Source organism: Klebsiella sp. KTE92, assembly GCF_000398905.1.
In the GTDB taxonomy this organism is placed as follows: domain Bacteria; phylum Pseudomonadota; class Gammaproteobacteria; order Enterobacterales; family Enterobacteriaceae; genus Klebsiella; species Klebsiella variicola.
The window spans coordinates 521,099-537,797 of the sequence record NZ_KB976100.1; the positions used below are offsets into that span (position 1 = coordinate 521,099).

17 protein-coding genes and 1 pseudogene are annotated in these 16,699 nt (G+C 58.2%); 5 read left to right on the forward strand and 13 right to left on the reverse strand.

Features of this window, described 5'->3' with window-relative positions:
* Window positions 1–51 precede the first annotated feature (51 nt).
* From A1WC_RS22495 to A1WC_RS22485, 3 genes are read left to right on the forward strand one after another with little or no spacing between them, the layout of a single operon-like run.
* Window positions 52–735 carry a nucleoside recognition domain-containing protein gene (locus A1WC_RS22495; protein WP_008807594.1) on the forward strand — a complete coding sequence of 228 codons (684 nt, stop codon included), beginning with the start codon at window positions 52–54 and terminating at the stop codon, window positions 733–735.
* Window positions 728–1,195, forward strand: a complete 468-nt coding sequence (locus tag A1WC_RS22490; RefSeq protein ID WP_008807593.1) for a YjiG family protein — start codon at window positions 728–730, stop codon at window positions 1,193–1,195. Before A1WC_RS22495 ends, A1WC_RS22490 begins: the two co-directional genes overlap by 8 nt.
* Window positions 1,196–1,215: 20 nt before the next feature.
* Window positions 1,216–2,319, forward strand: coding sequence for a M20 peptidase aminoacylase family protein (locus tag A1WC_RS22485; protein ID WP_032691124.1), 1,104 nt, complete (start codon window positions 1,216–1,218; stop codon window positions 2,317–2,319).
* Between the two features lie 134 nt (window positions 2,320–2,453).
* Here A1WC_RS22485 and A1WC_RS0124880 read toward each other — a convergent pair.
* From A1WC_RS0124880 to A1WC_RS22450, 8 genes and pseudogenes are all read right to left on the reverse strand, one after another.
* Window positions 2,454–2,705, reverse strand: a pseudogene (locus A1WC_RS0124880) (DUF3343 domain-containing protein); the annotation flags it as partial.
* Window positions 2,702–3,469, reverse strand: a complete 768-nt coding sequence (gene yjiL, locus A1WC_RS22480) for a putative 2-hydroxyacyl-CoA dehydratase activator YjiL (protein WP_016160226.1) — start codon at window positions 3,467–3,469, stop codon at window positions 2,702–2,704. The gene yjiL and the pseudogene A1WC_RS0124880, both read right to left, overlap by 4 nt.
* Window positions 3,470–3,478: 9 nt before the next feature.
* Window positions 3,479–4,630 (reverse strand): double-cubane-cluster-containing anaerobic reductase, encoded by a 1,152-nt coding sequence (locus A1WC_RS22475; RefSeq protein WP_016160227.1) that lies wholly within the window; start codon window positions 4,628–4,630, stop codon window positions 3,479–3,481.
* A gap of 97 nt (window positions 4,631–4,727) precedes the next feature.
* Window positions 4,728–4,967, reverse strand: coding sequence for a DUF2164 domain-containing protein (locus A1WC_RS22470; protein ID WP_008807589.1), 240 nt, complete (start codon window positions 4,965–4,967; stop codon window positions 4,728–4,730).
* 25 nt (window positions 4,968–4,992) lie between these two features.
* Entirely contained in the window at window positions 4,993–6,240 is a 1,248-nt protein-coding gene (gene mdtM, locus A1WC_RS22465) for a multidrug efflux MFS transporter MdtM (RefSeq protein WP_012969015.1), read from the reverse strand.
* 53 nt (window positions 6,241–6,293) lie between these two features.
* Complete coding sequence (locus tag A1WC_RS22460) at window positions 6,294–7,586, reverse strand: DUF445 domain-containing protein (protein WP_008807587.1); 1,293 nt, start codon at window positions 7,584–7,586, stop codon at window positions 6,294–6,296.
* Window positions 7,579–8,241: a LysE family translocator gene (locus tag A1WC_RS22455; protein ID WP_016160228.1), complete on the reverse strand. Its 663-nt coding sequence runs from the start codon at window positions 8,239–8,241 to the stop codon at window positions 7,579–7,581. The genes A1WC_RS22460 and A1WC_RS22455 overlap by 8 nt, the downstream gene beginning before the upstream one ends.
* Before the next feature lie 47 nt (window positions 8,242–8,288).
* A complete protein-coding gene (locus tag A1WC_RS22450) occupies window positions 8,289–9,104 on the reverse strand; it encodes an AraC family transcriptional regulator (RefSeq protein ID WP_016160229.1) in 816 nt (271 codons plus the stop codon).
* A 217-nt stretch (window positions 9,105–9,321) separates the two neighbouring features.
* Here A1WC_RS22450 and A1WC_RS22445 point away from each other — a divergent pair, with 217 nt between their 5' ends.
* Together A1WC_RS22445 and A1WC_RS22440 are read left to right on the forward strand one after the other, a co-directional pair.
* On the forward strand, window positions 9,322–10,236 hold the full coding sequence (locus tag A1WC_RS22445) for an Rpn family recombination-promoting nuclease/putative transposase (protein ID WP_016160230.1): 915 nt from the start codon (window positions 9,322–9,324) through the stop codon (window positions 10,234–10,236).
* A 158-nt stretch (window positions 10,237–10,394) separates the two neighbouring features.
* Window positions 10,395–11,765, forward strand: coding sequence for an NAD-dependent succinate-semialdehyde dehydrogenase (locus A1WC_RS22440; RefSeq protein WP_016160231.1), 1,371 nt, complete (start codon window positions 10,395–10,397; stop codon window positions 11,763–11,765).
* A gap of 49 nt (window positions 11,766–11,814) precedes the next feature.
* On the opposite strand, the gene A1WC_RS22435 is transcribed toward A1WC_RS22440, so the two are convergent.
* From A1WC_RS22435 to A1WC_RS22415, 5 genes are all read right to left on the reverse strand, one after another.
* A complete protein-coding gene (locus tag A1WC_RS22435; RefSeq protein ID WP_016160232.1) occupies window positions 11,815–12,135 on the reverse strand; it encodes a hypothetical protein in 321 nt (106 codons plus the stop codon).
* Window positions 12,135–12,680, reverse strand: a complete 546-nt coding sequence (locus A1WC_RS22430) for a YfaZ family outer membrane protein (RefSeq protein WP_008807582.1) — start codon at window positions 12,678–12,680, stop codon at window positions 12,135–12,137. Before A1WC_RS22430 ends, A1WC_RS22435 begins: the two co-directional genes overlap by 1 nt.
* Before the next feature lie 393 nt (window positions 12,681–13,073).
* Window positions 13,074–14,030, reverse strand: coding sequence for a GTPase (yjiA, locus tag A1WC_RS22425; protein WP_008807581.1), 957 nt, complete (start codon window positions 14,028–14,030; stop codon window positions 13,074–13,076).
* 11 nt (window positions 14,031–14,041) lie between these two features.
* Complete coding sequence (locus tag A1WC_RS22420) at window positions 14,042–14,245, reverse strand: YbdD/YjiX family protein (protein WP_016160233.1); 204 nt, start codon at window positions 14,243–14,245, stop codon at window positions 14,042–14,044.
* Window positions 14,246–14,355: 110 nt separating this feature from the next.
* Entirely contained in the window at window positions 14,356–16,506 is a 2,151-nt protein-coding gene (locus A1WC_RS22415) for a carbon starvation CstA family protein (protein WP_016160234.1), read from the reverse strand.
* Window positions 16,507–16,699: the final 193 nt, after the last annotated feature.

Genomic DNA, 16,699 nt, shown 5'->3' on the forward strand with positions numbered 1-16,699 from the left:
CGTCCAAATGGCAAAAGACCAATAAAATATTTCATAATGTGAGGACAGGGTATGAGTGAAAATAAAACGTTGGAACGTTCCTCCGACGACGCGACAAATGAGTGGCGGGTAGGACCTGGGGCATGGATCTCGCTGGTGGTGGTGTTATTAGTCTTCTCCGGGCTGCTGTTTAAAGTGGAAGGGATGGCCTGGCTGGGGGCTTTCGACTTTACCACCCTCGGCGGCGCATTTGGTACGATGAAGACCCCGGAAACTAACACTTTTATCGGCAGCGGCGGCATCAGCGCCAAGGCCGGTTTCTTGTTTGCGCTGTCGCTGGTCCCTACGGTGATGCTGGCGCTGGGGTTGCTGGAAATCTTTACCCATTATGGCGCGATACGTGCAGCGCATAAGCTGCTGACGCCGTTGTTACGCCCGTTACTAGGGATCCCGGGTTATACCGGTCTGGCGTTAATTACCGACCTCCAAAGCACCGATGCCGGGGCCGCGTTGACCAAAGAGCTGTATGACAGCAAAAAAATTAGTCGGAAAGATGTGGTAATTATGGGGGCATGGCAATATTCCGGCGCCGGTCTGATCAATAACTATTTCTCCATTGGCTCAGCGCTTTTCGCGTCGTTAACCATCCCTATTATTATTCCGCTGCTGTTAATGTTTGTGCTGAAATTCGTTGGCGCGGCAATCACCCGTCTGGTTTTGAATACGGCCTATAAAGGGGATTTTGATAATGAGTAATTCGGCAAAAGTGGCCAGTAATCCGTTTGATATTTTTGTTATCGGTGCACGTAAAGGATTTAATATTGCCATCAACAACCTGATGCCGAATGTATTAATGGCATATGTGATCGCCGAAATGCTTAATTTGCTCGGGGTGATGCAGTTGATAGGCCAGGTCTGCGCGCCGCTGATGGGCCTGTTTGGCTTACCGGGCGAAGCGATTACCGTGCTGCTCACCTCCTGGCTTTCCGCCTCGGCGGGGACGGGAGTGGCGGTGAGCCTGTTGAGTAAAGGCACCCTCAACGTGGCGGACGTCACCATCCTGATCCCGGCCATCTTCCTGATGGGTTCGCAACTACAGTATATGGGGCGGCTGCTTGGGGTGGCGGATGTACCGAAAAAATACTGGCCGCTGCTGATGGCGGTGAGCATTATCAACGCCGTCATCGCCATGCTGGTCATGCGCGTGATGGCATAATGAAAGGCAAGGAGTCAGTCGTGTCGCGAACGTTAGAGCATTTCAATTACCTGCACCAAATACCTGAGCTGGGCTTTGAGGAGTACAAAACCTCGGCTTACATCGGCGACGCCCTGGCGGCGGCAGGGTTCCGGGTTCACCGCAACGTTGGCGGGACTACCGGGATTGTCGCCGAAATCGATAGCGGGGAACCGGGGCCAGTGGTGGCGCTGCGGGCAGATATGGATGCGCTGGGCCATATTATCGATGGCCGCTTAGAGGCCCGTCATACCTGCGGTCATGATGGCCACTCTTCGGTGGTATTAACCGCCGCCGAAGAGATCCTCGCCGAGGGGCTGGTAAAGCGTGGGAAGTTAAAAGTGCTTTTTCAGCCTGCTGAAGAGCTGGGGACGGGCGCGATCGCTTTAACGGAGGCCGGGGTACTGGATGACGTAGAGATGCTGTTCGGCTTCCATCTCCGGCCGTTGGAAGAGTGTCCGATGGGCCAGGCGGTACCGGCAATGTACTATTCCGCTTCGGCGACGGTGATGGTGGATTTTCACGGCAAAGCCGCTCACGCCGCTCGTCCGCATCTGGGCATTAACGCGCTGGATGCCGCCTCGCATGCAGTACAGGCGGTGAACGGTATCCATCTGGCGCCGTCGCTCACCTGGAGCGCGAAAGCGACGCGCTTTCTTTGCGATGCGGGCGTCACCAATTCGGTGTCGGCGAAAGCGCACGTCTGTTGGGATCTGCGCTGCGAGGAAAATGACGGCATGGCGACACTCAAAGAACGCGTGGTCAGGGCTATCGAGAGTAGCGCAGCAGCATATGGCGCCAGCGTCGACATCCGGGTAGTCAAAGAGATGCCGGCGGCGATTATCGACGCAGAAGCCACGGCTATCATAAGCCAGGCAATATGCGAAACCTTTGGCGAGGCAGGCTTAACGACCGCGAAGAGTACGCCGGGCAGCGAAGATTTTTTCCACTATTTGCGTCTGCGCCCGGCGGTGAAAGGTGGCTTCTGGGGACTGGGCTGCAACCTGCTGCCGGGCCTGCATCATCCGGAAATGCATTTCGATCGCACCGCGCTGGCGGATGGCGTGCGGGTATTCAAATCCTGCGTTCGCCAGCTGTTGGGCTGAAGCTAAGCTGCCAGCCCCCGGGTAGCGGCTTACGCCTTACCCGGGCTACGGTTGGGCATTTTGTCGGTAGCCCCGGTAAGCGTAAGCGCTACCGGGGAAGCGTCCCGGATGTCGGCTAACGCCTCATCCGGGCTACCGCGGTGCGCATAGGTCGCCAACAGGTGATAGTCATTTCCGGCGACGCGAAACAGGGCTGCCGTTTCGCCGGGTATAACCCATCGTTGCTCATCGCCTGGCATGCAGCTCAGGTAAATGCACAGCCCGCAGCCGCTGCGCAGCTGGCGCGGAATATCCTTCACCTCGAAGGTCATTCCCGCCGCCTGCAGGGCTTTGCGCATCCGCACCACCCCCACCGTGGAATGAAATAAAAACAGAAAGGTTGTCATCCGCGCCTCCGCTGGCGCTGGCCGATCAGCGCCGCGCCGATCGCCCCGGCAAACTGGGCGTCGGGATGGGATGTCACCGCCATGCCGACATGGCTTTCCAGCATCCGGGCAAAGGTGGCGCAGTGGCTGACGCCGCCGGTAAACAGCAGCGGCCCCTGCGCCGATAAGCGGCCAATAAAGTTCGCGCTGCGCCGGGCCATGGCGTTAATCACCCCGGCCAGAATCGCCTCCGGCGCGACGCCGGCCGACCGCAGGCTAATGACCTCCGATTCGGCAAACACCGTGCACATGCTGGTAATCGCATGCGGCTCGACGTCTGCGGTGATGCTGTCGAGTTGTTCGACGCTGGCGCCAAGCGTCCGTGAAATGACCTCCAGGAAACGTCCGGTACCGGCGGCGCATTTATCATTCATCAGGAAGTCGCTGAGATTGCCCTCAGTGTCCAGCTGGATAACTTTGCTGTCCTGGCCGCCGATGTCAATCACAGTGCGGGTGTCCGGCGCCAGCAGGCGAGCGCCGAGGCCGTGACAAGAGATCTCCGTCACCTGCTTATCGGCAAAATCCACCAGCTGGCGACCATAGCCGGTGAGGGTTAAAAAAGGCGTCTCCGTGAGGCCAGCGCGTAGCGTTTCCCAGGCCTTATGGATGGCGTCGGCGGGGCGAAAGGGAGTGGGGCAGAGGAAGCGGCGTACAATGACGCCGTCTGCCAGCAGGATGCCTTTTGTGGCGGTGGAGCCGGAATCAATGCCAACCGTATAGTTCACGCGAGCTCCTTACAACATTTCGATAAAGGCGGCGACGCGGGTGCTGAGCTGGCCGAGGTCCGCCGTCGAATAGTCGGTTTCTATCGCCATATAAGGAAGGTCGTGCTGCTGGCGCAGATGGCGTTTAATCGCCAGCGATTCCACGGCATAGGTATGGCAGGCCTGCAAAATGACGTCGATCACCCCGTCGGCCTGATACTCCTCCACCATCTGGCTCAGCAGTTGCAGACGCTGGTCGTTGGGGGAGATACAGGAGCAGCCGATGGCGAGATATTTATCGGTTAAGGCGTCGTAGACGTCACCCTCTTCCGCCACGCAGCGCTCGGTGGCTTTCGCGCCGGTGCAGTTCTCATAGCCGACCACCCAGCCGCCGTTTTCCTCGATGGCGCGGACCACTTTTTCCGCCGCGCCGCCGATCGGGCAGCCGGTGATCAGGATCCGCGGACGAGGTTCCAGCCGTTTACCCTGCTGCCACTCCTGATGGATGCGCTCCGCCATGGCATGTAGTTCATCAATCAGGGCGGTTTTGTCGAAACGGAAGGTGGCGCCATACACCACTTTCAGGATGTCGCCGCCGCTGAGCGCCGGCGGATTGAGTTGCCCGAGACGATAAAAGTGGGCCAGCGCCCGGCGCTCGCGATTTTTCAACACGATGGCTTCGCGTAGCGCCGCCTCGCTAATCGGCGTGCCAAACCGGGTCTCAATCACCTGCTGCAGGCGCAGGATCTCCGTTTTCCACAGCGTGCGGGAAGCGGCGTCGCTGGCGCTGTTCGGCAACTGCATGACGTGGACCGCCTTGAACTCGGCCATGTACTCGTACATCTTCTTTTTACCGTCGCAGGTGGTTTCCCCGACCACCAGGTCAGAGAAATAGAAGTACGGGCATTTATCGGTTTTGCCGAAGCCGTAGCTGCTTTTGATCAGCGGGCAGAGGTTGCGCGGCAGATCTTTTTCCGCTTCCTCGATGGTTTCATCGGAGGTGGAGCACAGTGAAACGACAATGGCGCCCGCCGCCATGGCGATCTCCTGAGGCATAAAGGTGCAGTAGGTGCCCACCAGCGGCACGTTCTGCTCTTTAAGATCCATGACGGTGAGAAAGCCCTTCTTGCGAGCTTCTGAGAACTGGTCAAAAATGGCGGGTAGATCGGTGATAAGCGACATGATTTTCCTTCCCCGTACACGGGAGATGCTGAAAGAGTCGCCATTATAGCCCTGTTGTTTGTGAGCTTTTATTGATCTCCTGCGTCTGAGCGCGGCGTTAATAGACCTTCTTCAAATCCATCTCTTCCTGGATCCGCTCGCTCCACGCCAGATGGGTGCGGATAGCCTCTTCGATACCGGCGTTGTAAAACAGCGGCCCCAGCTCTTTGGCGATAAAGTCGACAAAAAACTCGGCGTCAAACTGCTCCAGCTCGAGGTTGAAGGTCTCTTCGCAGTACTTGCTGAGCTTGTCGCGCAGCAGGTCGCGCTGTGCCGGGCTGAGTTCAATGTCGTTCATGATGGAGCTTTCTCCGTAAAAGGGCTCACGACTGCCGGGCTTCGATCACCGCTTGCCCACACTGGCGCTGATGGCGTAACAGTCCGGCCAGGCAGCAGGCGGCGACGATCCCGGCGGCCACCGCCAACAGGTGGAAAGGGAGTCTGCCGCCATGGAACCACAGCCAGCGCGCGCCTTCAATCGATAACGCGCTGACGCTGAGGATCACGATATTCAGCGAGGCGGAGACCGTGCCTTTCGGCAGGTCGTTGGAAAAGAGGGTAAAGCGAAACAGCGTCGGGAAAATCAGCCCGATGCCGAAGGCGTAGAAGCAGGTGCCGAGCACTGACCACAGCCAGACGTGCGGCCATATCAGATTCCCAACGATCAGGATGGCCAGGCCGAGCATTTGTATCGGGACCGCGCTGAGCACAAAGCGCGGGCGGGTGGGATCTTTTACCCAGCGCGCCACCGACAGATTAGCGATGATGACGGCGCTGAAGACCGGCACCTGGCTCCAGGCGAACTCGCTGGTGGTCAGCCCGCCGGCGTCCATTAAAATCACTGGCGATACCGCCACCCAGCTCATCAGCGGAATATAGCTCAGAGACAGCGTGGCGGCGCCGAGTAAAAAGATGCGGTTACGAAAGACGGCGCGGAAATCCCGCAGCACGCCGGGCAGGCTGAATGGCACATCGCCGCGGCGCACCGTCTCCGGCATGGTCAACAGCAGGCCGAGCCAGGCCACCAGCCCCATGGCGGCGATGATGCCGAACAGCGCTTTCCAGTGGATGAAATGCATCAGCGCCGCGCCGGAGAGCGGGCCGACGATCGGCGCCACCAGCACGACGGAGGTGATCACCGCCATCAGCCTGATCGATCTTTTTTCCTCAAAGGCCTCCTGCACGGTGACGTAGCCGACGGTGGCGATAAAGCAGATGCTGGTGCCCTGCACGAAGCGGGCAATCAGGAACTGGGTCATGGAGGTGGTGAACAACGTCGCCAGGCACGCGAGGGTGAAAATCAGCGCGCCGGTGAGCAGCACCGGACGCCGTCCGATCCGGTCAGAGAGCGGCCCCAACAGCCATTGCAGCGCCATGCCGCCAGCCATATACAGGCTCACCGAGGCCGGAGCCAGCGCCACATCGGCATTGAAATCCCGCACCACGTGGAGGATCCCCGGCTGGATCAGGTCGGTAGTAAGATAGGCTGAAAAATCATACAGAATGAGCGCCGCCGGGAAGAACAGCGCGGCGGCGTGGCGGGTCAGCCAGTGGGAAATCCGGTGCATCATTTCTCCCTCCCTGTGGAATATTTATCAGCGCTATTGTTCGGATAGTATCATTGCTAACCAATATGCAGATGCAGCAGCGAGGGGATCTGCGAGAACAGCCACAACATCAGGCCGATGGTCCCCCCCACCAGGGTGCCGTTGATGCGGATAAACTGCAGATCTTTACCGATATTGAGCTCGATCTGCCGCGACATATCGCGGGCGTCCCAGCTCTTCACCGTGTCGCTGATATGGCGGGTGAGGAAGGCGGCGAACTCCGGCGCCACCCGGTGCGCCGCCTGTTCCAGGTGTTCGTTAAGCGATTCGCGCAGGGCGTCGTCGCGGAGTAAGGTTTCACCGAACCACTGGCCAGCCTCGGCGATGCGCTGCTTAATACGTGAGTCATCGCTGCTGATATCGTTTTTTACCCAGCTGCGCAGGTCGCCCCACACTTCACCGAGATAGCGGTTAAAGGTCTCATCATTTTTCAGATATGCTTTGATGTTCTCGGCCTTCTGCGCCATGAGCGGGTCGGATTTCAGGTTGTCGATAAGCTTCTGCACCGCGTGGTCGAAGGCCTGGCGGATCTGGTGGGTACGGTCATGGCTCACCTCGTCCAGCAGGGTATTCACCGCATCGGTGACCATCTCGGCGCTGTGCTCGCCGAGCCACTCGGTGGGTAACAGTTTGGCCTTCAGCGGGTGCTCGGTCTCCAGCCAGCGCACGATGCCGCGAGCGATAAAGGCGCGGGAGTTGTCCCGCTGCAGCAGGGCGATAAGCTGGCTTATCAGCGAATCCAGCAGCTTCTGGTGGCGATTGTCGCGGGTCATTCCCTCCAGCATCATGGCGCTGGTCTGCGTCAGGTCGACTTTATCGATCGCCTTATGTACCGCGCGGCGCAGCAGGCGCTGAATGCGCGCGTCGTCGGTCAGTTCAAGAAAACCGCTCATCACCTGCAGCAGATGCTGGCCGACCCGCCGGGCATTCTCCGGCTGGCTGAACCAGTTGCCGAGCATCAGGGCTGGCTCATAGCGGCGGATCAACGCGACCAGCGACGGGGTATCGAGGAACTTCTCCTCGACAAAGCGGCCAAGATTATCGGCGATGCGGTCTTTGTTACGCGGGATAATCGCGGTATGGCGGGCGACAAAGGGCAGCGGAATACGACGAAACAACGCGACCACCGCAAACCAGTCGGCCAGCGCCCCGACCATCGCCGCTTCGGAAATGGCCTTTAGCGCGCTGACCCACGGCGTCGGCGGCAGCAGCAGGGTGGTGATAAATAGCGCGGCGGCGATCAGCAGCAGCGACAGCGCCAGCAGTTTGGCGCGTTTGAGTTCAGCGAGTTTTTCCATAAACTTAAGCATATAACCTGACGGCGAGGTCGTGCAAAAATCGCCAGATAATCCACAGACCGAAGATCATCAGGACCGCCCCTGCCGCCCGCTCGACTCGCCAGACGATGGCGCCCAGGCGGCGCTGTACCTGCGGCAGCGCAATCGCACTCACCAGCAGTAAATCCCAGAAGAACACCACGCTGACCATCCACAACCCGCTCACCGTTTGCTGCAGCAGGGTGACCGTCGGCCCGAGCAGGGAAGTCATCAGCGCCAGATAAAACAGAGCGTTTTTGGGGTTGAGCAGCGATGACCCCAGCCCGAGCAGCAGCTGCCTGCCGAACCCCGGACGCGATGCGCGAATGCTCTCCACCGCCAGCGTCGCGGGACGGCTGCGTATCAGCAGGCTGCCAACCCACAGTAAATAGCCCGCCCCCAACAGCTCAATGAGCAAAAACAGCAGCGGCGCCTGGCGCAGAAGCCCCCAGCCGACAATGGCGAGAACAATATACAGCGCATTGCCGGCGGCGATGCCGAGACACAATCCGATGCTGCCGCGGATCCGGTAGCGCACGGCGTAGCCGACCAGCAGAAAAAAATCAGGGCCCGGGCTGAGCAGAGCGACAAAGTGAGACAGGGCTAGCGCCGGGAAGGCGGCGGGAAAGAGCGTCGATAAGGTATGCATAGTGGCCTCGATAATGGTACTGAGGCCACCCTAAGCGAAGTGCCGTATTACTTATTGTCGGATATTGATCTGCTGTGCGCATATTGCCGCGGCGTGGCGGCGGTATAGCTGACAAAGGTTTTATGGAAATGGCTCTGATCGGCAAAGCCAGCCTGATAGCCGACATCGGCAATAGGGTCCCCGGCGCGTAAGCGCGTTTTCGCATATTCGATGCGCGCCATGTTGATCAAACTGGCGGGTGTCAGGCCGGTATCCTGTTTCACGGCGCGGATAACGGTCTCTTTACGAAGCGCGCTGTCGTGGGCCAGCTTATCCAGCGACGGCGGCGCTGGCAGATCTGTCGCCAGGCGCTGAAACAGCAGGGCGCTGGCGTGATGTGGCGCCTGCGGCGCGGCGGCGCACAGCGGCAGCGCGTGCAGGAGTTGCGCCAGCCGGGCGGGCAGTTGTTCAAGGCTCCCGCGGCTCATCAGGGCGACAACCTGCTGGAAACAGGCAAAGAGAGGGCTGTCGCGCAACAGTGGCTGCGGCGAGGCGATACTGGCGCCAGGGGGAATATCCGGGCGCTGCGCGTGGCACCATGCCGCCTCCAGGTACAGCATATGATAGCTGCGCGGCCTGTCATGCAGCGGATTACAGCTATGCGGCGCGTGCGGGGGGATCACGATCAGATCCCCGGGCTGCAGGAGATATTCCTCACCATTGCACAGGCAGCGCGTTTCCCCCTCGATAATCGCCCCCACCGAGAGCTGCGGGTGGCTGTGGCGTTTGTAGGCCTGGCGGCTGCGCCAGGTGCTGCGCAGCTCCAGCCACGGTAGACGATCGTCTCGCCAGAAGGTTTGGGGGATATCTCGGGTATGGTTCACCGCATCGACCTTTGCTGAGGAGGGAGAGGTCGTTTATAGCATGCTGCGCGGAGGCTGTCGCCCGCCTGGATTTGCGTACCGCCTCGAAAAAGGATGTCGCGCTTGCAGTCCGGGGAAATCTATTTTCGTGGCGGTGCGTAAAGGTTGTATTGCCCGGGTGTCAGAAACATTCCGAGCGCGTAGAGTCCCTGCAGGATAAGCAGGCAGGGATGAGCCGATGGCAAAGGGTACCACCTCGACGCCGCATGATGCGGTGTTTAAACAGTTTCTCACTCAGACCGACACCGCGCGTGATTTCCTGGCGATCCATTTACCGCCTGCGCTGCGTCAGCGCTGCGACCTCGATACCTTACAGCTGGAATCGGCAAGCTTTATCGAGGAGAGCCTGCGGGCCTGGTACTCCGATGTGCTGTGGTCACTCAAAACCGCGTCTGGCGAGGGCTACATTTATGTGGTTATCGAACATCAGAGCTCGCCGGACGCGCAGATGGCTTTTCGCCTGATGCGCTATGCCATCGCCGCGATGCAGCGCCATCTTGATAGTGGTCATACCAGACTGCCGCTGGTGGTGCCGATGCTGTTCTACCACGGGGCGACCACGCCATACCCGTGGTCGCTCAACTGGCTGGACTGCTTTACCGATCCGCAACTGGCGAGGGAGCTTTATATCTCGCCCTTTCCGCTGGTGGATATCACGGTGATCCCCGACGATGAAATCGTTAGCCATCGGCGCGTGGCGCTACTTGAGCTGATACAGAAGCATATTCGCCAGCGCGATTTAATGGGGATTGTTGAGCAGCTGACGACGATTTTACTTAGCGGTGACGCTAATGACAGACAGCTAAAAACGCTGTTTAATTATCTGCTGCAAACTGGCAACGCGCGCCGCTTTGGCCGGTTTATCCACGAAGTGGCGCAACGGGTTCCTCAGCACAGGGAGAGCTTAATGACCATCGCCGAAAGATTACAGGAAGTGGGCCGCAGAAAAGGCAAACGGGAAGGCCGGCAAGAAGGACAGCATGCCGAGGCGCTGCGCATTGCACAGAGGATGCTGGACGACGGTATTGCCCGCGAGACGGTGGTGAAAATCACTGGCCTGGCCGCCGACGAGATCGCCACGCTGGCGCATTGATAACGCCGGGGCGGCCTGAAGGTAGCCCCGGTTAGCCTCTTTATGGAATATTCCGGATATACCTAACTTTACCCGCATCGCCAGCCATCTCGACTACCCTTAATATCCTTAACGGCATTTTTGACTGCCTTAATAGCGATAACAAGGAGACATGCGATATGGCCTATCAGACGGTGAATCCTGCGAATAATCAGCTTATTAAAACGTACCCGGCGCACAGCGACGCGGACGTGGAGGCGGCGCTGCAGCAGGCGGATGCGCTCTACCATTCAGCCTGGGCAAAAGGCGATATTGAACCGCGGCTGGCGGTACTGCATAAGCTGGCGGATCTGATCGACAGCCGGGCGGAGGAACTGGCAAAAATCGCCAGCCAGGAGATGGGGAAACTCATTAAGCAGAGCCGCGGCGAAGTGAAACTTTGCGCGCAGATCGCCCGCTATTATGCCGATAACGCCAAATCGTTGCTGGCGCCGGTGAAATATCCCTCCGAACTCGGCGACGCCTGGGTTGAGCATCATCCCATCGGCGTCTTAATGGCGGTGGAGCCGTGGAACTTCCCCTATTACCAGCTGATGCGCGTCCTGGCGCCAAACCTGGCGGCCGGCAACCCGGTTATCGCCAAACACGCCAGCATTGTGCCGCACTGCGCGGAGACCTTTGCCCATCTGGTGCGTGAGGCCGGCGCACCGGAAGGGGCGTGGACCAACCTGTTTATCTCCCAGGAGCAGGTGGCGAAGATTATCGCCGACGATCGCGTGCAGGGCGCGGCGCTCACCGGGTCGGAGAAAGCCGGCAGCGTGGTGGCGGCGCAGGCGGCGAAGCATATTAAGAAATCGACGCTGGAACTGGGCGGTAACGATGTATTTGTGGTACTGGACGATGCCGACCTGGAACGCGCGGTGAAAATCGGCGTCCAGGCGCGGCTGAATAACGCCGGCCAGGTGTGTACCGCTGCCAAGCGTTTTATCCTGCACGAAAATATCGCTGAGTCGTTTCTGGCGAAATTTAGTGAGGCGTTTCGCCAGGTGAAAATCGGCGATCCGCTGGATGAAAGCACCACGCTGGGGCCGCTCTCTTCCAAAGATGCGCTGGACACCCTAAGCAAACAGGTGGACGAGGCGGTGAAAAATGGCGCTACGCTGCATCTGGGCGGCAAAGCGGTGGCACGAGAAGGCAATTTCTTTGAACCCACCATTTTGACCGGTATCACCCGTGACAACCCGGCGTACTTCGAAGAGTTCTTTGGTCCGGTGGCGCAGATCTACGTGGTGAAAAATGACGAGGAGGCAATCCAGCTGGCCAATGATTCCCACTATGGTCTGGGCGGCGCGGTCTTCAGTCAGGATATCGAACGCGCCAAACGGATGGCCTCCGCCATTGAAACCGGGATGGTTTATATCAACTGGCTTACCGATACCGCGCCGGAGCTGCCGTTTGGCGGCGTGAAGCGTTCCGGTTACGGACGGGAGCTCTCCGATCTCGGCATCAAAGAGTTTGTGAACCAGAAGCTGGTGGTGGTGCGCCACTAAGCCCGGCCATAAAAAAACCTGCCATTCGGCAGGTTTTTTTATAATAGATTCATTGCACTTCGACTTTATCCCAGCCGCTTTTGAACATACAGCTGTCGACTAAGGTCTCCCGCTGATATTCATTCGCGTCTTCTACCGTATAGCTTGTTTCAACATCCTGTTTCTTATGTTTTTTGTCCGTTTTTTCTGAACTGGACCCGGTCACCACGTTATCCGGAGGGAGATCGACCAGGGCCTGCGCTTCACATTCGGTGAGCTTTTTATGCATTTCGGCATCGCTTAAACCCGGCTTCACCCAGGTATACTGAGTGCAGCCGGTCAGCAGCAACGCCAGGCTCAGCGCAGAGAGCGCGGCGAGACGTGGTTTCATCAGAAGGTGACTCCGCCGCCCACGTAGGCGCCATCAATCAGGGTGTGGTTTGGGCGACCCTCTTTGCCGTCAACGCTCACGTGACGGTAACCCACTTTCAACGTCACTGGACCAATCGGGGACCAGCTTACGCCGCCGTTCGCTTCGACATAGTTTTTTACGCTGTTGTTCAGGCCGTCCGGCGCGACATACCCTTCGCCAAACACGTGGATGCTGTCGGTCAGGGCCACGTTCACCCCGCCGCCGACCGGAAACGCGACGCCGTTATCGCCTTTTTTCGGCCCGAGGTAGATAGCTTTCGCGCCAGCGTTGAGCATAACCGGACCTACTTCCAGATTGTAACCCGCGCCAACGCCGCCGGTCTGGCTACCATCATCGGTATTCTTCAGCCAGTGGCTTTCGGCGTACAGGCCAGAAGAGGATTTACCCATTTCCATATTCAGATTGGTGAAGTTTTTACCTTGTTCAACGGTAAATCCCATCGCCATGGCGGAACCAGAGACCGCGGTCAGGGCAGCAACAATCAGGATGTTAAGCTTTTTCATGGTTTGCTCCTCGTCATTAAATTTGTCTGAGCGCACCTTAACAATCGATGTTTACCTCTGCAAATGTGACTTACGTCAATTTTTTATGCTGGGTTTGTCAGGGCGGTGTTTTGAAAATGTTGTAATGACGTTGGGTTACGGCGAGGTCAATCAGCAAATTTGGTCTGTTTAGCCGCGGTTTAATGGGTGGGCTAAACAGAAACTGAACAGGGCGGGCATTAATTATTAAGGATCCTATTCATTTAGTTTCTTATTATTTCCAAAAGTGTTTCTGCTGTTACTTATTAAAACGTTGCTTTACATTTTTCGACGCGCTGCCGACGTTTGGTCCCTGTTTTTGGCGAGGTGTCAGAGAGAGGATGGTGCCTGCGCCTTGGGGCGCAGGCGGGCAGGTTAGCGTCGTAACCCGGCAAATGCGGCGCGAATTTCCTCTTCCGGCAGCTGAATGCCGATAAATACCAGCGTGCTGTGCGGCGTTTCATCGCCCCACGGGCGATCCCAGTCGGCGCTGTAGAGGCGCTGCACGCCCTGAAACAGCAGGCGATTTGGCTCGCCGTCGATCCACAGCATGCCTTTATAGCGCATCAGTTGCTCGGCGAAGGAGAGCAACAGGTTCTCCATTACCCGTGAAACTTCACTGATATCCACCGGATAGTCGAGCTCGACCACAATCGACGAGACGTCGTTCTGCTTTTCTGCAACAAAATGAAAACGCGGTGTGGCGCTGACAACCTTTTCTTCCAGCATAAAGCCGCTGGTGTTAAACAGCTGGCTTAGATCGATATCGCCGTGAATGACGGTATAAACCGGCGCCCGCGCATTGATGCGCGCCAGCCGTTCGCGCAGCTTCTCGGTGTCGCCGGCAACATCGGTTTTGGTTAGCAAAATGCGGTCCGCATAGCCGACCTGCGACTGGGCGATGGTGAACTGATCCATCTGCTGGTCGGCATGGACGGCATCCACCAGGGCGATCACGCCGTCCAGCAGATAGCGCTCGCAGAGCACCTCATGGGAGAAAAAGGTCTGGATAATCGGCCCCGGGTCGGCCATGCCGGTGCACTCAATCACCAGCCGGTCAAACTCGATTTCGCCGCGATCGCGACTGTCGAGGAGATCGAGCAGGGCGTCTTCCAGTTCGTTGGAGCGCGTACAGCAGATACAGCCGTTGGTCAGGGTTTTGATCTGCGTGGCGCGGTCGCCGATCAGCTGATCGTCAACGGAGACTTCGCCAAATTCATTTTCAATCACGGCGATTTTGAAACCGTGCTGCTCATTCAGGATATGGCGCAGGAGGGTGGTTTTTCCTGCGCCGAGAAAACCGGTGAGTAGGGTGACTGCAATCGGTGCCATTATTGCCTCCATTAACAGCAGCGTACGCCGCCTTTGCCGTCTCCGCCGTAGCGGGCCTGCTGGCGTTCGCGGAAGAATTCTTCATAAGTCATGTAGGGCTGATTCGGATGGTTGGTTTGCATATGCGTGACGTAGTTGTCGTAATCCGGAATGCCAATCAGCATTTTTGCCGCCTGACCGAGATATTTTTTTGCCTGACCTAAGTTACCAAACATTGTAAGTTCCAGATAACGAATAAAGCCGGATGGCGGCTAGCGCCTTATCCGGCCTACGTTGATGCACTTTTCTGTAGGCCGGATACGCGTAGCACTATCCGGCATCAGGGTTAATGATGTGACGAGGTCTTCACGCCGCCTTCCGGTACCGGCACGTACGGGGTCTCTTTGTCGGTACGCACCTTATTGTTGCGCACGTTGAGCCAGGTTTTGATGCCGTAGAAGATGATGCTGTACACCACCACCAGGAACAGGATACTCAGCCCGGCGTTGGTGTAGTTGTTGACCACGATATGATTCATGTTGGCAATCTGTTGCGCGGTCAGCTCGCCGCCGGCGGCAATCTTCTCTTTATACTGCTGAGCCATAAAGAAGAAGCCTTCCATCTGCGGATTGCTGCTGAACAGCTTCAGACCCAGCGCCCAGGTGGTGCACAGCAGCAGCCACGCTGCCGGGATAACGGTGACCCAGATATATTTGGTGCGCTGCATCTTGACCAGCACCACGGTGCCAAGCACCAGCGCCACGGCGGCCAGCATCTGGTTAGAGATACCGAACAGCGGCCACAGGCTCTTCACACCGCCCAGCGGGTCGACCACGCCCTGATACAGCAGGTAGCCCCACAGCCCGACGCAGCCCGCGGTACCGATAATCCCGGCGACCAGCGAGTCGGTTTTTTTCAGGAACGGCACGAAGTTACCCAACAGATCCTGCAGCATAAAGCGGCCTGCGCGGGTACCGGCATCCAGCGCGGTGAGGATAAACAGCGCTTCAAACAGGATACCAAAGTGGTACCAGAAGCCCATATCCGCCATCGGGATGATTTTATGGAACACATGGGCGATACCGACGGCCAGCGTCGGCGCGCCGCCGGCGCGGTTCAGTACCGAAGGTTCGCCGATATCTTTCGCCGTCTGCAGGATCTGCTCAGGGGAGATCACGAAGCCCCAGGAGCTGACGGTCGCCGCCGCATGGACGGTCACTTCTTTCAGCTGCGCGGCGATCATCGCCGCGTTTTCGCCACCCATCTCATGCAGGTTCGGCATGACGATGCCCAGGCCTGCCGGCGGGGTGTTCATCGCGAAGTAGAGACCCGGTTCGATAATCGATGCCGCGACCAGCGCCATGATGGCCACGAAAGACTCCATCAGCATCGCGCCATAGCCGATAAAGCGGGCATCGGTTTCGTTGGCCAGCAGCTTCGGCGTGGTGCCGGAGGCGATCAGCGCGTGGAAGCCGGAGACCGCGCCGCAGGCGATAGTGATAAACAGGAACGGGAACAGCGCGCCTTTCCACAGCGGGCCGGTACCATCAATGTACTGGGTCACCGCCGGCATTTTCAGGTCCGGGTTGAGGATAACGATCCCCAGCGCCAGGCCGACGATCACGCCGATTTTCAGGAAGGTGGCCAGATAGTCACGCGGCGCCAGAATCAGCCATACCGGCAGCAGGGCGGAAATAAACGCGTAGCCAATCAGGGTAAAGGTGATGGTGGTGTCTTTAAAGGTCAGCGCCGGGCCCCAGTATGGGTCGTGGGCAATGATGCCGCCAAACCAGATGGACGCCACCAGCAGCACGATACCGATAACCGAGACTTCACCCACGCGGCCAGGGCGCAGGAAGCGCATGTAGATCCCCATAAACAGGGCAATAGGTACCGTCGAGCAGACGGTAAAGACGCCCCACGGGCTTTCCGCCAGCGCTTTCACCACGATGAGCGCCAGCACCGCGAGGATGATGATCATAATCAGGAAGCAGCCGAACAGCGCGATAGAGCCCGGAACCGGCCCCATTTCCTGCTTGATCATCTCGCCCAGCGAGGCGCCGTTACGCCGTGAGGAGATAAACAGCACCATGAAGTCCTGTACCGCGCCCGCCAGCACCACGCCGGCCAGCAGCCACAGGGTGCCCGGCAGATAGCCCATCTGCGCGGCCAGCACCGGGCCAACCAGCGGGCCGGCGCCGGCAATGGCGGCAAAGTGGTGGCCAAACAGCACGTAGCGGTTGGTTGGCACGTAGTTCAGGCCATCGTTATTAATAACCGCCGGCGTCGAGCGCGTTGGGTCAAGCCTCATCACCTTCTGCGCGATGTACAGGCTGTAATAACGGTAGGCGACGAGGTACACAGAAACCGAGGCGACGACGATCCACAGGGCACTGACGTGCTCACCGCGGCGCAACGCGACGACTGAGAGGCAAAATGCCCCGATGATTCCGAGAATCACCCAGGGTATGTGCTTGAATAGTTTTTTGGTATCCATAGTAAAACCTGGCGTTAATTAGATGAATAATTGGCCGAAGCCGTCTGGTTTTAAGTAAGGGTTGATGGAGGTATTGATTAGCTAGGCTGCCTTCGATCTTGCCAGAACAGCGCGCGCGTAAAGTTGGGTAAATGGGTGAGTGGTTGTATAGGGGGTTAAGCGGTTACTGGAAGGGGTAAGCGGTTAGATATGA

Bases quoted from the DNA above. Each gene is read 5' to 3' on its own strand.
- A1WC_RS22495 (WP_008807594.1), top strand. From the start codon at position 52: ATGAGTGAAAATAAAACGTTGGAACGTTCCTCCGACGACGCGACAAAT.
- A1WC_RS22490 (WP_008807593.1), top strand. From the start codon at position 728: ATGAGTAATTCGGCAAAAGTGGCCAGTAATCCGTTTGATATTTTTGTT.
- A1WC_RS22475 (WP_016160227.1), bottom strand. From the start codon at position 4,630: ATGTCGCTTATCACCGATCTACCCGCCATTTTTGACCAGTTCTCAGAA.
- A1WC_RS22470 (WP_008807589.1), bottom strand. From the start codon at position 4,967: ATGAACGACATTGAACTCAGCCCGGCACAGCGCGACCTGCTGCGCGAC.
- mdtM (WP_012969015.1), bottom strand. From the start codon at position 6,240: ATGATGCACCGGATTTCCCACTGGCTGACCCGCCACGCCGCCGCGCTG.
- A1WC_RS22460 (WP_008807587.1), bottom strand. From the start codon at position 7,586: ATGCTTAAGTTTATGGAAAAACTCGCTGAACTCAAACGCGCCAAACTG.
- A1WC_RS22455 (WP_016160228.1), bottom strand. From the start codon at position 8,241: ATGCATACCTTATCGACGCTCTTTCCCGCCGCCTTCCCGGCGCTAGCC.
- A1WC_RS22445 (WP_016160230.1), top strand. From the start codon at position 9,322: ATGGCAAAGGGTACCACCTCGACGCCGCATGATGCGGTGTTTAAACAG.
- A1WC_RS22440 (WP_016160231.1), top strand. From the start codon at position 10,395: ATGGCCTATCAGACGGTGAATCCTGCGAATAATCAGCTTATTAAAACG.
- A1WC_RS22435 (WP_016160232.1), bottom strand. From the start codon at position 12,135: ATGAAACCACGTCTCGCCGCGCTCTCTGCGCTGAGCCTGGCGTTGCTG.
- A1WC_RS22430 (WP_008807582.1), bottom strand. From the start codon at position 12,680: ATGAAAAAGCTTAACATCCTGATTGTTGCTGCCCTGACCGCGGTCTCT.
- yjiA (WP_008807581.1), bottom strand. From the start codon at position 14,030: ATGGCACCGATTGCAGTCACCCTACTCACCGGTTTTCTCGGCGCAGGA.
- A1WC_RS22420 (WP_016160233.1), bottom strand. From the start codon at position 14,245: ATGTTTGGTAACTTAGGTCAGGCAAAAAAATATCTCGGTCAGGCGGCA.
- A1WC_RS22415 (WP_016160234.1), bottom strand. From the start codon at position 16,506: ATGGATACCAAAAAACTATTCAAGCACATACCCTGGGTGATTCTCGGA.